Source organism: Desulfobotulus sp., assembly GCF_034006065.1.
GTDB lineage: Bacteria > Desulfobacterota > Desulfobacteria > Desulfobacterales > ASO4-4 > Desulfobotulus.
In genome coordinates this window covers 1-15318 of sequence record NZ_JAVETM010000016.1, presented here as the reverse complement: position 1 = coordinate 15318, position 15318 = coordinate 1, and the positions used below count along the sequence as shown (strand labels likewise).

Annotated in this window: 14 protein-coding genes; 3 read left to right on the top strand and 11 right to left on the bottom strand. The window is 56.0% G+C overall.

The features are described 5' to 3' along the window. Both trxA and RBR60_RS07910 read right to left on the bottom strand, forming a co-directional pair. Positions 1–330, bottom strand: a complete 330-nt coding sequence (trxA, locus tag RBR60_RS07915; protein ID WP_320355479.1) for a thioredoxin — start codon at positions 328–330, stop codon at positions 1–3. Between the two features lie 205 nt (positions 331–535). Next, the gene (locus tag RBR60_RS07910) at positions 536–1747 is read right to left on the bottom strand and encodes an EAL and HDOD domain-containing protein (RefSeq protein ID WP_320355477.1); all 1212 of its coding nucleotides are present in this window, start codon (positions 1745–1747) and stop codon (positions 536–538) included. Between the two features lie 174 nt (positions 1748–1921). On the opposite strand from RBR60_RS07910, the gene purN reads away from it, so the two are divergent. Next, positions 1922–2722, top strand: coding sequence for a phosphoribosylglycinamide formyltransferase (gene purN, locus RBR60_RS07905; protein WP_320355475.1), 801 nt, complete (start codon positions 1922–1924; stop codon positions 2720–2722). A gap of 19 nt (positions 2723–2741) precedes the next feature. Here the strand turns inward: purN and RBR60_RS07900 are convergent, their stop codons facing one another. Together RBR60_RS07900 and RBR60_RS07895 are read right to left on the bottom strand one after the other, a co-directional pair. Further along, entirely contained in the window at positions 2742–3944 is a 1203-nt protein-coding gene (locus RBR60_RS07900) for a TraB/GumN family protein (RefSeq protein WP_320355473.1), read from the bottom strand. 41 nt (positions 3945–3985) lie between these two features. Next, complete coding sequence (locus RBR60_RS07895) at positions 3986–4894, bottom strand: hypothetical protein (protein ID WP_320355471.1); 909 nt, start codon at positions 4892–4894, stop codon at positions 3986–3988. A gap of 128 nt (positions 4895–5022) precedes the next feature. Between RBR60_RS07895 and yedF the strand changes: the two genes are divergently transcribed. Beyond that, positions 5023–5628, top strand: coding sequence for a sulfurtransferase-like selenium metabolism protein YedF (yedF, locus tag RBR60_RS07890; protein WP_320355469.1), 606 nt, complete (start codon positions 5023–5025; stop codon positions 5626–5628). A gap of 150 nt (positions 5629–5778) precedes the next feature. Here yedF and RBR60_RS07885 read toward each other — a convergent pair whose 3' ends face one another. The 6 genes from RBR60_RS07885 to RBR60_RS07860 are packed head-to-tail and all read right to left on the bottom strand — an operon-like array spanning position 5779 to position 12782. Then, positions 5779–6168: a response regulator gene (locus RBR60_RS07885; protein WP_320355467.1), complete on the bottom strand. Its 390-nt coding sequence runs from the start codon at positions 6166–6168 to the stop codon at positions 5779–5781. Between the two features lie 14 nt (positions 6169–6182). Continuing rightward, on the bottom strand, positions 6183–7004 hold the full coding sequence (locus tag RBR60_RS07880) for a response regulator (protein ID WP_320355465.1): 822 nt from the start codon (positions 7002–7004) through the stop codon (positions 6183–6185). Next, positions 7001–7864, bottom strand: coding sequence for an HDOD domain-containing protein (locus tag RBR60_RS07875; RefSeq protein WP_320355463.1), 864 nt, complete (start codon positions 7862–7864; stop codon positions 7001–7003). Before RBR60_RS07875 ends, RBR60_RS07880 begins: the two co-directional genes overlap by 4 nt. Before the next feature lie 9 nt (positions 7865–7873). After that, positions 7874–9229, bottom strand: coding sequence for an HD domain-containing phosphohydrolase (locus RBR60_RS07870; RefSeq protein WP_320355461.1), 1356 nt, complete (start codon positions 9227–9229; stop codon positions 7874–7876). 45 nt (positions 9230–9274) lie between these two features. Further along, entirely contained in the window at positions 9275–10471 is a 1197-nt protein-coding gene (locus tag RBR60_RS07865; protein WP_320355459.1) for a sensor histidine kinase, read from the bottom strand. A gap of 28 nt (positions 10472–10499) precedes the next feature. Next, on the bottom strand, positions 10500–12782 hold the full coding sequence (locus tag RBR60_RS07860) for an ATP-binding protein (RefSeq protein WP_320355457.1): 2283 nt from the start codon (positions 12780–12782) through the stop codon (positions 10500–10502). Positions 12783–13008: 226 nt separating this feature from the next. Here RBR60_RS07860 and RBR60_RS07855 point away from each other — a divergent pair, with 226 nt between their 5' ends. Further along, positions 13009–13179, top strand: coding sequence for a hypothetical protein (locus RBR60_RS07855; RefSeq protein WP_320355455.1), 171 nt, complete (start codon positions 13009–13011; stop codon positions 13177–13179). Positions 13180–13213: 34 nt separating this feature from the next. Here the strand turns inward: RBR60_RS07855 and polA are convergent. Then, on the bottom strand, positions 13214–15318 hold a 2105-nt coding region (gene polA, locus RBR60_RS07850), incomplete at its 5' end, for a DNA polymerase I (protein ID WP_320355453.1).

Below are 15318 nucleotides of genomic sequence, written 5' to 3'. Positions count from 1 at the left end.
TTATCCGATCATGCTGTTCAGGAGCTCTTCGATTTTGGGTTTGGCCATCATCCCCGTGACCTGTTCGACCAGAGCGCCTTTCTGAAAGAACATGAGGGTGGGAATGGCTTTCACACCGAATCTGCCGGGAGTGATGGGATTGTCGTCCACATTGAACTTAACGATTTTGGCTTTTCCGGTAAATTTTTTGCCAAGATCCTCAATGATGGGGGTCATGGCCCGGCAGGGACCGCACCAGGGAGCCCAGAAATCGATGAGTACGGGAATGTCGGATTGCAGCACTTCTTTTTCAAAGTCGGCGTCGCCGATTTCAAGAACACCTTCCGCCATGGGGATGCATCCTTTCCTTGTTAAAATGGGGTTGACGGACATGTCAGGACCGGGTTGGGGATCCTGTGAAAAAAATCAGGAGTCACTATAGGGGTCAGGTCCGGCCTTGTCAATCTGCCTGGGCCGCTCCTGCACCTCCCCTGCGCTGCATGCTGAGAGCGCAGGGCAAGAGGAAGGTTACACGAAAGACCCTGATTTCTCTCTTTCAGGCCACGGGCAGATTGCGGCTCCACTCGCAGGCCTCCAGGTAAAGTCCTGGAATCAGGGTTTCGGGAACCTGAATGGCGGCAACAGCGGCGGGCACTGCATCCCAGTCTCCCTGTTCATAGGCGATGGCCAAGGCCAGATAGGGGAAAAGGGGGCCTTTGGCGTGCAACAGGGCATCGGTGATGTTTCTGGAAAGGGAAAGCTTTTCAAGGATGCGTTCCATGGGTTCATCGAGGATGGCATCCAGCAGGGAGAACATGCCCAGGGTGAAAAGTTCATTGGAGAGTCCGGTTTTCTGGGTTGACGCCCCCAGCCGTTCACAGAATTTTCCCCGGATGCAGGAAGCCTTGAGCAGGGCTTCGGGCTTGTGGGTGCAGATTTTGGTAAGGGCGATGATGGCGATGAAGCGGCGGATTTCGTCCGTTCCCAGCAGTACAAGGGCCTGGCGGATGGAGGTGATTTCCCGGATGCGCTTGAAAAAGGCGGAGTTGATGTAGCGTAAAAGGGTGTAGGCAATGCCCACATCCCTGTGAATCAGGGCTTCCATGCGGTCAAAGTCCATGTCTTCTTTTGCGCTTTCCGCTGTGATCTGGAGAAGATTGAGGGATTGGCCTTGGATTTCCTTACCCTGGATAATTTCCGGTCTGCAGAAAAAATATCCCTGGAACAGGGAGAATCCCAGGGCAAGGGCCCTTTGGAATTCTTCATAGGTTTCCACTTTTTCCGCAAGAAAAATGAGGGGTCTTTGGGTTTTAAAGGCCATGCACTCGCGGATTTTTTCTTCGGAGCTGACCCGGAAGTCAATCTTGATGATGCGGGCTGCTTGCATGAGTCCCTGCCAGGGCGCGCTGTACACAAAATCATCCAGGGCGAGAACATAGCCTTTGCCTGCCATCTCCTGGCAGGCCTGGAGAATTTCTTCTGTGGGGTTTACGGTTTCAAGAATTTCCACCACCGTCGTCTGGGCGGGGAGCATGAGGGGAATTCTTTGGAGAAGCAGGTTTTCCGTAAAATTGATAAAAGCCTTTTTGCCTTCGGTAAGGGTATCAATGCCGATGTTGAGAAAGGTATTGGCAAGAAGCTGGGAAGAGGCTTTGTCCCCGTCCATCTCCGGCATGGCATTGTGCATACCGTTGCGGAAAAGAAGCTCAAAGGCGACAATTTGCTTTTTCTGATTGAAAATGGGTTGTCTCGCGACAAAGGTTTCCATAAGCTGCCCTGTTATCGGGTGGAAGAACCTGGCTTGAGCCCGCATGCAATGCGGAGTATAAGCCTTTGCATGAAATCTGCTTATGCGTAGAAGACTTTTTGGATATTTTCAAGATATAGCAGCACGGCCCAGATTTGTCATCTGCTTCGTTGAGGGGCTGTGGAAAGGTGGGGGATGAAAAAGCCTTTGGGAATCGGTATTTTGCTCTCAGGTGGCGGCAGCAATGCCCAGGCCATCATGGATGCCTGCCAGAAGGGGGAGCTTGCCGCTGAAGTACGGGTGGTGGGGGCGGACCGTCTGGATGCGGGGGGGTTGGATCGGGCTGCGGCCATGGGGGTGGATCATTTTGTGGTGGATTACAAACAGGTTCTGAGGGATGCGGGGGAGCGGCCCCAGGACTGGGTTCCAAGGGATCTGGACCTTGACGCCATCTGTGCAAGGCAGGTTTTTTTTCCAAAAGAGGCGGACCCGGAAAAGGTCCGGGATTTTTTTGCCCGCAGGGCGGCGGCGGAGCGCCTGCTGCTGGATGCTCTTTTGCCCTATGATCTGGACCTTCTCGTGCTGGCGGGTTTCATGCGGACCCTCACACCCTATTTTCTGGATCATATGCAAAAGCAAGAAGAGCTTCCGAGAATCATGAACATTCATCCCGCCCTCTTGCCTGCCTTTGCGGGCATGGATGGATACGGGGATACCTTCCGGCATGGCTGTCGGGTGGGGGGCTGCACGGTGCATTTTGTGGACTATGGAGAAGATTCCGGTCCCATTGTGGGCCAGGCCGCCTTCCCTATTCTGCCGGAAGACAGCCTGGAGGATGTGAAGCGAAAGGGCCTGGAAGAGGAGTGGAGGCTCTATCCTGCCTGCATCCAGCTTTATGCCGAAGGCCGCCTTGCACTGGAAAAACGAGCCCAGCGGAATGGGGGAGTGCGCAGGGTCGTGAGGATTTTGCCTGAAAACCCTGCGCGATCTTTCTGAGATCTTTTTTCTGCTGAGATCAGCTGAGAAGGCGGAGCATGAGGGGCAGGGCGACAAAGGTACCGATGGAGCTGCCAAGGTTGGTGAAAACCACCACCAGAAGGATGCGGGTGGCCTTGTTGTTCCAGAAGCCCCGCATGTGGGTGAGGTCCTGACTTAAGGACTGCATATCCGATACCCTGGGTCTGCGGAGAAAGACCTCGACCAGGCCCGCCACCCAACCTGCGGCCACCATGGGATTCAGGGAGGTGAGCGGGGCTGCGGCCATGGCGGTGAGGATGGTGAGAGGATGGGCAAAGGCGGCCAGTGCGCCTGCGCCTGCAAAAACGGCGTTGGCGATGATCCAGAAGGTGAGCATGTCCATGCCCGTGCCTCTGCCGCCGAGAAAAAAACCTGCGGCAAAGAGAAAGAGAATGAGGGCAGGAAGGCCCCATTTGAGGATTTTTCCTGCTTTTCCCGGAGGGGGAAGGGTCTCCAGCGCCCCGAGGTTCACAGGGGATTCCCAGTAACGGAGAATGCCGGGTACATGGCCTGCCCCTACGACGGCGACAATGGCTTTGCCGGGTGCTGTGCGGATTTTTTCTGCAAGATACTGATCCCGTTCGTCAATGAGAACTTGCTGAAGCACGGGATGGGCACCGGCCATGTCCTGGAGCAGGGAGGCCAGGGCATCCTGGTTTTTCAGCCTTTCAATTTCGGCTTCCTCGATCTTGTCCGCCTCAAAGCCCGAGCCCAGAAGCTGCAAGAGGAGTTTTGCTTTGGCAAAAAAGCCCATTTTTCCCCAGATACGGGCCAGGGTGATGCGGACTTCCCGATCTGCAAGATGCAGGCCTGCGCCGGTTTCCCTGGCAGCGTGGATGGCCCGGAGCATCTCTTCGCCGGGTCGGATTTCCATGCGATCGGCAATGCGTTTCTGAAAGGCGGCAAGCAGGAGATTGGAGAGGAGCAAAAAGGCTTTTTTTTCCCGGATCACCTTGAGAATGTCCATGTTTTTCCAGCGGTCGGGATCCTGGATGGATTCAAAACGGGGACCGCAGAGCTCAATGGCCACGGTGTCTGGACGGTGTTCCCGGATCAGGCTTTCCACCTCTTCGGCGCTGCTTCGGGAAACATGGGCTGTACCCACAAGGAAGATGGTTTTTTCCCCATGCCTGAGGATGGAGACATTGGCGCTTTGTGTCATGGCCAAGGCGGGTTCTGAAGGAGTCATTTTAAGAAACATTCCAATTCTTGTGAAAGTGTGAAGGGGGCTTTTAGAAAAAATCAGTCACAGGGACCGGCTACGGCCCTGCCCGTCTGCCAGAGCTGAATGAAATGCCGGGAGAGTGTAAGATCCATGGCGCTTTTTTCAGCAAGGGTCATGAAAAAAGCCTCATGTATGGCAAGGAGCTGGGTATCCCCCATGAGCGCCCAGATTTCCATGGCCCTGCGAGCGGCGTCAAGGGCTTCTTCATCCCTGCCAAGCCGGGTTTCACAGCGGGCCAGGGCCATGAGATCGCCAGCGAGGGCGCTGAATCGGCCTGCTGCCCTGTCCAGTTCCAGGGCCTGGGAAAAGGCCTGGTGGGCCGCCTGGAGGCTGTTTTCGGAAAGCAAAAGTTCTCCCAGGGAAAAGTAAAGCCCCGCTTTATCCGAGCTGGTTGCCTGGACCAGGGCTTCACGCAGCAGCCGTTCTGCCTGATCGGTCTTCCCTTGGAGGTGAAGGATGCGGGCCCTTGGGCGGATAAAGCCGGGGTGGGTTTCTGCTGCTGGAATATCCGGCATGAGGGCCATGGCCTCATGCGGTCTTTCAAGATCCAGCAGCAGGGAAATGCGGTTGGCAAGGGCCCGGTATTCAAGATCCTGATCGCCCAGCCGGGCGGCCCGGCGGGCGGATTCGATGTAAGAGATCAGGGCATCCTCCTTCTGGTGCAGCATGCGGTAGGCATTGCCCAGATTGTTGAGGGCAAGGGCTGCGCCTCTTTCCTGATCTGCGGCGGTATAGCCCTCAAACCCGGCCTGGTAATGTTGGTGTGCAAGGCCGTAACATCCTTTCAGGTAGGCCTTATTCCCCTGGACCAGGGCCCTCTGGGCGGAGAGCTCCCAGCAAGGCAGCGTGGCCGGTGTCTTTGCGCCGCAGGCGGGAAGGGAGAAAAGAAGACCGACAAGCAGGACAGGAAGAAAGGGGGGCTTCATGGGGGATCCTCCTCAGGGGGTCAGGGGCAGGGGGCCGGACCCCCAGCCTGTCGTTTGTACCAAAGGGCTTCATTTCATAAAAGGATTTTTTGTTTGCCTTTGTGTTTCCATGCGAAAGGAGAAAGACCATGAAGGAGCTGGATTGCCGGGGACAGGCCTGTCCCCAGCCCGTTCTGATGACCCGGAACCTCTTGTCCGAAGGCCCGGTGTCCGAGGGACTGTGTGTATGGGTGGACAACGGAGTGGCTGCGGAAAATGTGCGGCGTTTTCTTGAAAATGCAGGTGTTGCCTGTGAAGTGGCGGAAGAGGGCGGAACCTTTGCCGTACGCACCCAGGGAGCGGGCCTGTCCCCTTCCCTTGCCGCTATCCCGGTCCGGGAAGTCAGGCAAGGGGAAGGACGCAGGATTCTGGTGATGCTGGCCAACGATCGCATCGGCCAGGGTGATCCTGAACTGGGCGCGGGGCTGATGAAGAATTTTGTCAGCACCCTCGGCGAAATGGGGGAGGGCCTTTGGCGCATTGTGTGTGTGAACGAGGCCGTGCGCCTCACCGTTGCGGACGCCCAGACCCTGGATGCTCTGCGTGGGCTTGAGGCCAGGGGGGTCGGTATTCTGGTCTGCGGAACCTGCCTGGCCCATTATGGGCTGACGGAAAAAAGGGCGGTGGGCAGCAGTACCAACATGCTGGATATTGTCACAAGCCTTGAGGTGGCCGACAGTGTGATCAACCTTTAAAAGATCCTGGAAGCAAAGCCCAAGGCCGGGGCATAAAAACAGGGCGGGTGAGGAAGACCCGTAGGGTGAAAAAGAAGGGCTTTTCCGGGAAAGGGACTTGAGAACCTTTTCCCTCGCCCGGCCTTGGGCTTTCGTTTTTTTCAGGCCTGTTCAGAGACCGAAGGCCTGGATGAGCTGAAAGAGTTTTTCACGCTGTATGGGCTTGGTGAGATAGCCTTCGCATTGGGAGCGGAAGGCTTCCAGTATGCTTTCCTTGTCATCAAGGGCTGTGGTCATGATGATTTTAACCCCGGAGAGTCCATAGATGCCCCTTTGGTTTTCCATGCGTCGGATTTCCTGCAAGGTACTCTGCCCATCCAGTTCGGGCATCATAATATCGAGTGTGATGAGATCATAGGGTTGGTTTTCCGTATGGGCCTTCTGAAAGGCCTCAAGGGCCTGGACGCCGTTTTCCGCCACATCACAGGTACCAAAGCGTCTGAGGTTTTTTTCCATGACCATGCGGCTGATGGGATCATCTTCAACAATGAGAATACGCATGTGAAACTCCTTGTCTATTCTGTGGAGGGGGATGGGAGGCCAAAAACGAGTACGGCCCCAGCTCCCTGAAAGCGTCCTGTGAGAGGGGTGATGGTCAGATCCAGGTTTTCTGTTGCAAGACGGAGACGGTGGGCTTTGTTTTCCCGGATAACCTGGTGGGTGGTTTCCGTGATAAGGCCGGGAAAGGCCTGAGAAGCGGGATTGCCGATGGCAAAGCCAGGTCTTGAACCAAAAAGAGCCATGGCGCTTTCATTGGCTACGGCCACAATCCCTTCACGACTGATTCCGAGAACGGGGAAGGGGAGGGTTTCCAGTACGGCCCTGGAAAGCGCCAAGGCATGATTCTGGAGCTTGAGTTCGCGGGTGCGCTCCAGAACGGCCTGTTCCAGGTTTTCGTTGCTGTTTCGCAAAGCTTCATTCTGTTCAAGGATGGTTTGCTGGAGCTCACGATTGGTGCGGGCCAGGGCGTACTGGTCCAGGGCTTGGCGGATTTCAAGGCGCAGATTCTGGTCATTCCAGGGTTTGAGCAGAAACTTGTAGATATGTCCCTTGTTGATGGCTTCGGTGATGCTGTCCACATCCGTATAGCCGGAAAGGATGATGCGCAGGATGTGGGGCCACTGTTCCCGGACGCGGGAAAAAAGCTCGGTACCGCTCATGCCTGGCATGCGCTGGTCGCTGAGAATCACATGGACCTCTTCCTTTTCCAGAATCCGGAGCGCTTCTGCGCCGTTTTCTGCGGTGAGCATGCAATAGTCTTCCTTGCGCAGCAGCCGTCTCAAGGCCTGAAGAATATTCACCTCATCGTCCACACAGAGAATGCAGGCCTTGTTCATGGGCTTTCTCCGAGAAAGGTTTTGCAGGCCTCCCTGCCGTGCTGGAGCAGGGGAGGAAACCATTGTCCGGGATTGCGGAGGATGCTTTCAAGTTTTTCCTGAGCCCTGGGGTGCATCACTGCGAAAGGGATGCTGTCATTTTCAAAAAATTCCCAATGATTGTCGAGAACATTGGCCACATGGACGAGAAGGGTGAGGTTGGAAGCTTCCCTGTCTTCGGGAAACCGGTGGTGATGGGCGATGGCTTCCCCCAGAGAGGGAGGCAGAAACCAGCGGTCCGCCATGACCGCACCCAGGGTGGCGTGGGAAAATCCCGGCGTAAGGGTGGATTCCAGGACAAAAAAGGGCTTTTGCTGTTCCTTTGCCGCCTTTTCCAGGCGGATGAAAAGCTCCGGCATGCACCGGGCCAGCAGCATGAGGCCGATGTCGTGGAGCAGGCCCGCCACAAAGGCGTCGTCACTTCTGCAGAGTCCTGACTTCCGGGCCAGATACTCACAGAAGACCGCCGTGCGGATGGCGTGGGGCCAGAGCCAGTGGCCGGGGTTCTGGCGCAGACGCCCCATGGCATTGATTACGGAAAGGGAGAGGGTGATGCGGTGGAGGATGTCAAAACCCAGGATGGAGACGGCGTCCGGAATATTGCCCACCTGGGATCTTAAGCCGAAAAAAGCGGAGTTGACGAGCTTTAAAATGCGGGCCACAAGGGCCACGTCCATCTCAATGATGCGGCTGAGATCCCGGGTTTGGGTTTTGGGATCCTGGACCATGGCGTTGACCCTGAGGACAACCTGGGGCAGGGATGGAAGATTTTCCAAAGCCTTCAGGAGATCTGCCAGAACGTTTGGATTTTTTTCGGGCATGGATTCCCTCTACCGTATGGAGATGATGGGGATGGGCTCCTGTATGGCTTCGTTCCTGTGAATCTGTTTGAGGCGTTGGAGCAATTCCTGTGTGATCTCGGTGTTGTAGGGCAGAAGAAAGCGCCCCTGGGTGGTGTAAAGGGGGCGAGCCAGCTTCATGCCAGGTTCAAGCTGTTCCAGGGCAAGGCCTCTTTCCCGTTTTCCGGAAATGCCCTGGCCTCTGAGAATATCCAGCAGGGCTTTGACCACATCGGGATCAAACTGGGAAAAGGCTCCCAGTTTCACCCGGTTGGCTGCGGCCTGACGCTTGAGGGTTTCGCTGTTGATGTGATCCAGGGTGCTGTCCTGCTGGCGAGCCATCTGTCTGATGGCTTCCGTGGAAAGTTCGGGAATGTGGAGGTAGCGGTCATATTCATTGGCTACGGCCAGGATGCGGGCACCCATGGGGATTTCCTGTTCTGCAAGGCCGTCGGGAAAACCCTGGCCGTCGTAGTGTTCGTGGTGGCAGCGGATCAGAAGCCCCACATGGTCCAGGCGGGGGATGAGCTGAAGGAGACTTTGTCCGTCTTCGGGGTGTTTGCGGTAGCGCTGGAGTTCTTCCCGGTTCATGGTCTGGGGGTTGCCCTTGAGAATGGCGGGGCTGCTTCCCACCATGCCGATATCGTGGAGAAGTCCTGCCACTTCAATGTGGAGAATCTCTTCGGTGTCCAGCTCCAGATGGCCTGCCAGCATGGCGGCGGTCTCACTCACCCTGCGGCCGTGACCGGCCAGCTCCGGCGCGCTCATGTCAATGAGGGAGGCGAGGAGGCGGACCGTGCTGTAAAAGCTGTCTTCCAGCATGTGATTGGCCCGGATGAGGGCTGCGTTTTGGCTTTCCACCTCTGCGGTTCTTTCCTTCACCCGGGCTTCCAGCTCCCGATTCTGCCGGGTGGTGAGAAGCTGCAGCCTTTTGTTTTCCAGAATGACTTCGTACTGCTGCAGGGCTTCGGTGACGGTCTGAAGCAGGACTTCATCTTCCCAGGGTTTGGAAAGAAAGCGGTGAATTCCGCCTTTGTTGATGGCCCGGGTCAGGGCTTCCATGTCCGAATAACCTGTGAGCAGGATGCGGGAGGCGTAGGGAAAGATTTTACGGCTTTTTTCCAGAAAGGAAGCACCATCCATATCCGGCATGCGCTGGTCTGAAAGAATGAGGGAAAAGGCGCTTTTGCTTTCCGCCAGCAGTTGAAGGGCTTCCTTGCCCCCTGGTGCTGTATGAAGGGTACAGGGCAGTTTGCGCAGGATTCGGGCAAGGGCCTTCAGAATGGAGGGCTCATCATCCACGAGGAGGATCTGGTGCGTGTAGCGCAGGCTTTCCATTGTGGTCATAGGGCTTCCTTATGGGCGCATCAAGGGGCTGTTTTGTCGGGCCTTTTAAACCCCTGCAATGGGAAGAAGGATGTCAAAGGTCGCACCGGCATGGGGTGGACTTGAGGCCTCAATGGAGCCTCCATGGCGTTGGATCAGGGTGTAAGCCACATGCAACCCCAGCCCGGTTCCCTGGCCTACGGGCCTTGTGGTGAAAAAGGGGTCAAAGATGCGGGGCAGAATTTCCGGGGCAATTCCCGTCCCTGTATCCTGGATGCGTATGCGGATCTGGTCTTTTTCTTTACGGGTCTGAATATAAAGCTTTCCATTACCTTCCATGGCCTGGATGGCATTGAGAAAGATGTTGCAGAAAGCCTGTTGCAACTGGTTCGGAAAACAGAAAATCCTGGGAAGATCCCCCAGATCCTGGACCAGTTCGATGGCGCTTCCAAGCCGGGCGGTCAGCATGGAGAGGCTTAGGGTGATGCAGTGGTGGATGTCGGTAAGCTCCGGGTTCAGGGCTGCGGGTTGGGCGAAAATCCGCATATCTTCAACGATTTTTCCGATGCGGCCAAGGCCTTCCCGGGATTCGGCCACAAGCTGATCCAGATCTTCCAGTATATAAGCGAGATCTTGATATTTTTCCAGGTCTTTGATTTTTTCCCGGAGTTCCTGGGGCGGATTTTCAAGTTTGCGAAGCTGGGGCAGAAGGTGGATGCAAGACTGGATAAAGGCTTGCATCTCCTGGGTGTAGGTACCAAAGGTTTTGATGTTGCTGGTGAGAAAACCTAAGGGATTGTTGATTTCGTGGGCCATGCCTGCGGCAAGCTGGCCCAGGGAGGCGAGCTTTTCCGTGTGCATGAGCTGGCGCAGGGTTTTTTCATGGCGGTCTTCCAGGGCGAGATGCCGGAGTCCCACCCGGATGCGGGCCATGAGTTCATCGGGATTGACGGGTTTTGCAATGTAATCATCGGCACCTGCCTCAAAGCCGCAGAGGATGTCTGCCGTGGCATCCCGGGCCGTGAGAAGGATGATGTAGGTATAAGGCGTGGGAGGCAGCTCCCGGATTCTCTTGCACAGGCCAAGGCCATCCAGGCCGGGCATCATCCAGTCTGTAAGCAACATGGGGGCCTGGTGACGCCGGAGAAGCTCCCAGGCCCTTTCACCGTCTGCGGCGAGAAGGGGGGTATGCCCGGCCCTTGTGAGGATCTTTTCCAGAAGTTTGGCGGAAACGGGATGGTCTTCGGCAACGATGATATCCATGCAAAAATCCTTTCAGGATCCGCAATGACTAGGATTCACGCCTTGGTATGCGTACGGTGAAGGTGCTGCCTTCGCCTGGTGTGCTGTGGACCTCGATTGCGCCACCGAGCTGCTGCATGAGGTTGTAGGAAATATTGAGCCCCAGGCCCGTACCCTTGCCCACGGGCTTGGTGGTGAAAAAGGGATCAAAGATGCGGGGGATGACCTCCGGTGGGATGCCGCAGCCTGTATCTTCAATGTGTACAAGAATACAATCCGCCTCAAGCCGCGTGCGCAGGGTGATGACGCCCTGTTTTTCGATGGCCTGGGCGGCGTTCATGAGGAGGTTCATGAAAACCTGACTGAGTTTCTGCGGAACGGCGAGAATTTCGGGAAGAAGGTGAAAATCACGGATCACCTCTGCCTTGTATTTGATTTCGTTCCATACAATGTTGAGGGTGGATTCCAGGCATTGGTGAATATCCGTGGGTTCCATATGCATGGATCCGGTGTGGGAGAAATCTTTAAGGTCGGAGACGATGCGGGCCACCCGCTGGATGCCTTCCATGGATTCGGAGATGACGGATTCATGGTCTTGGCGGATGAAATCGATGTCAATGCGGCCCCGGATTTTCCGGATTTCATCCAGCAGCGCCTGGGGATTTTCACCCGTCTCCAGGGAGGCTTCCAGACTTTCCTGGGCAGTGATGAGGGTCATGAGATCCTGGAAATAATCCCGTATGGTGCCAAGGTTGCTTTTGACAAAGCCCACAGGATTGTTGATTTCATGGGCCACGCCTGCGGCAAGATGGCCCAGGGCGGCCATTTTTTCAGAATGGATGAGCTGCCCCTGGGTTTCTTTCAGATTCTGGAGGGTGCGGCGCAGTTCCTCTGTGTGCTTTTCCACCATGTTTTCAAGGTTCTGATTGTAATCCCGCAGCTGACGCTCCGTGCGGAGCTGGGTGCTGATGTCGCGGATATAATAGACGCGGGCGGGTTTTCCTGCAAAAAGACTCTCACAGGTAACGGTTTCCACGGGTAGTTTTTCCCCGCTTTGTCTGCAGAGGAGGGTCTGGCCGAAGGCATCCTTGTGGAGCAGGGTCTGGATATAAAGGTGACTGCAATTTTTGTCATTTCCGATGTCGCAGAGGCGGATGGCGTGGTCGTTGACGTAGAGAAGGGCCCCTTTATGTTCCGGACTTTCATCGGCCACCAGGATGCCGATGTGAACCTGAGAAGCTGTGTTGGCAAGGATTCTGTACTGATCCTCGCTGATTTTCAGGGCCTCGTGGGCGGCTTGGGTTTCTTTTTGGCTCTGGTGTACGGCTTTCATGTTTTCTTCCAGTGTGTGGGCCATCTGCTGCAGGGCCTGGGCGAGAAGGCCGATTTCTCCGGGAGCCCTGAGGGGCAGGGGAGGGGCAAAGTCTCCCCTGGCAATGGCAAGGGTGGCGTTGCGGGTCTGAAGCAGGGAGCGGCTCACCAGGCTCAGGGTTTTTCCCATGAAAAGGGCCAGCAGAACAAAGGAAAAAATCCCTGCGGCCAGATGAATCTGTAAAGAAAGGGGAATGTCCGCGAGGCTCGTATCCATCCGGGTTGCCACGCCGATGAGAACGGATTCGTTTTCAAGGCCGGGCAGGGCTTGGGTGCGGACAAAGAGGGAGGTGTTTTTCAGCCTTCGGAGACCATGGGAAAGGGGAGGGGACGAACCCAGGAGCTGGGTGATTTCCGGGCAGTCCTGACTGCATGTGTGGATTTTACCAAAGGCCAGGATAAAGCTTGAGGGGGGAGCTTTGTGGGTGAGCTGCAGGGGGGCTGCAAGGAGAAGCAGGCGTCCGGCTTCCAGGGGCAGGCTTGCGATGCGAAGGAGGGCGTTTTTTTCGGCAAGGGAATGATACCTGTGCCGGAGATCGTCTGGGTGGGGTTCTTGAGGGGGGGAATCCGGAGGGACAAGATCCATGGGATTGAGGCCGAGAATATGGAGGGGCTGATTTTCAGCGTTCATGAGGGCGATCCCGGAAAGCCCGTGTTTTTTCTGAAAATCCTGGAGAGCCTGGGTGATTTCCGGAGCGGAATCGGGTAGATGGTGAAAGGCTTGGTTCAGACGAGCGGCCATGTTGTGGCCAATGAGGATTAAATGATGTTCCTGACTTTGCAGGTAATGTAAAAAGGTCTGCTCCCTTGCCGCGAGGAGGACATCGGCTTCGTGCAGCAGCTGTTCCTGAATCAGGGCGTTGTAAAACCACAGGCCCCAGCCCAGCAGGAGTATGGGGAGCAGCAGGGCCGGAATCAGGATGCGGGTGGTGATGGACTGAAAAAAAGGTATGGGATTCATGGGCCGCCATGGCTTCTGGAATTGGGGGTTGAACGCAGAAGGCTTCCTTTGCCGGGCATCAGGGTGTCTTTTGTGAAAATATGCGTTGGGTGTCTGGTGTTCAAAACAAAAACATGGTTTTTTTTAGGTTACCATAGCGGAGCCGCCGTGCTTTGTCCATATGGCGAATGTAAGGGGTGGCGTTTTGGGGGCTTGGAGCCCGATGGGACAAAAAAGGAGGACGACCATGGCATCCATGGATGAGCAGGTGCTGCGAACCACCAAGGAGGTGGTGGTGAAGTTCATTGAGGTGGGCCGGATTTCACCCACTGGGTTTGACGAGTTTTTTAAATCTGTGTATCGCACGGTCTGCGAGGCGGTAAAGGAAAATCCCCTGCCGCCGGAGAAAAAGGGGTAGAGAAGGGCCGGGGTCTGCACCCCGGCCATGAAAATCAGTGGGCTTCGGACCAGTTATCCCCGAAGGCAAGGTTCACCACAAGGGGGACTTTGAGATCCGCCACATGCTCCATGAGATCCCGGACCAGGGTTGCGGCTTCCTGGCTTTCTTCTTCCGGGGTTTCAAAGACCAGTTCGTCGTGTACGGTGAGCAGCATGCGGGTGTTCATTTTTGCTTCCCGCAGGGCCGCATCAATGCGCACCATGGCCATTTTGAGAAGATCCGCAGCTGAGCCCTGGATGGGGGTGTTCACGGCGATGCGTTCGGCCATCTGCCTGAGGTTGTGGTTGGGGCTGTGGATGTCGGGCAAAGGGCGGATACGTCCCATGAGTGTGGTGGTAAACCCTTTTTCCCTGGCTGTGTCCACGGTTTTTTCCATGAAGGCCTTCACGCCGCTATAGCGGGCGAAATAGTGATCGATATAGGTTTTGGCCATTTTCTGGCTGATGCCCAGCTCGCCTGCCAGACGGAAGGGCCCCATGCCGTAGAGGATACCGAAATTGATGGTTTTGGCCTGACGCCGGAGCTCTTCGGTGATGAACTGGGGAAAAACCTGAAAGACCTCGGCTGCGGTCCTTGCGTGGATATCCTCATTTTTTTCAAAGGAGTCGATGAGGATGCTGTCTTCTGCATAATGGGCGAGAAGACGAAGCTCGATCTGGGAGTAATCCGCGGCCATCATGCGCCAGCCCTCTTTGGGAATGAAAACCTTTCGGATTTCCCGGCCCTCTTCTGTGCGGATGGGAATGTTCTGCAGGTTGGGGTTGGAGCTGGAAAGTCGGCCTGTGGCGGTGACGCCCTGGTTGAAGCTTGTGTGGATGCGGCCTGTTTCCGGATGCACAAGGTCGTGCAGGGCGTCGGCGTAGGTACTTTTGAGCTTGGCAAGGCTCCGGTGACGCAGCACCTTTGCCGGAAGGGGATGCTGGGGGGCGAGGGTTTCCAATACGGAAACATCGGTGGAATATCCGGTTTTCTTTTTGGTTTTTTTCTGTACGGGCAGTTTCAGCACCTCAAAAAGAACATGACCCAGCTGCTGGGGGGAGTGGATGTTGAAGGCTTCCCCCGCAAGGGAGTGAATTTCTTCGGTGAGGGTGGCAAGCTCTTTTTCCATGGCAGAGGAAAGGTTTTTCAGTTTTTCCGTGTCCACGCGGATGCCCGTATTTTCCATGCGCATGAGAACGGGAACCAGCGGCATTTCAAGGGTTTCAAAAAGATCCAGAAGCCCCTTTTCTTTCAGTTCCGGAGAAAGCCTCTGCCAGAGCCTGAGCGTGATGTCCGCATCTTCGCAGGCATAGGGAACGGCCTTTTCAAAGGTTGCGTGTTGGAAACCAAGCCCCTTTTTGCCCACGGCTTCCTCATAGGACATGGGGGTGTGATCCAGAAGATCCAGGGCCAGGGCATCCAGGCTGTGGCTATTGCGGGTGGGGTCGAGGAGGTAGCTCGCCACCAGGGTATCCTTGAGAGGGCCTTCCAGGGAGAAGCCGTGGCGGGTGAGGAGGGTCCAGTCGTATTTGAGGTTTTGGGCCACTTTGGTGATGGCGGGATCGGAAAAGAGGGAAGTGAGGTGTTTCCGGACGCAAGTGAGGGAAAGCTGTGGAGGGAAATCTGCGGCTTTGTGTCCCATGGGAATGTAAACGGCCTGGTTTTCCCGCCAGCTGAAGGAAATCCCCACAAGATCCGCAGAGAGGACGTCAAGGCCTGTGGTCTCCGTGTCAAAGGCCATGAGTCCTTTTTGCCGTATGGCGTCCACGGCTTCCTTGAGATCCTTTTCAGAGAGAAGGGCCCGGTAATCCTCGGTGGTGTGGGGATGCGCAGGCTCTTTCCCGGGCCTTTCCCCGGAATTTTCTTCAAAGAGCAGGCCCTGGCCTTTGACGGCATTCGGGGAGGGGGCGGCGGCAAAGCTCTGCTGCAGCTGGCGAAAGCCCAACTCCCGGAAAAGGGCTGTGAGTTTTACTGTGTCCGGGGCTTTTTTGCGCCAGGCTTCGGGCTGGAAGGAAAGGGGAGCCTCGCATGCGATGGTGGCAAGTTTTCTGCTGAGAAAGGCCTTTTCCTGGTTGAGAAGGAGGTTCTCCGCAAGCTTTTTTTTGCCCATTCCGGGCA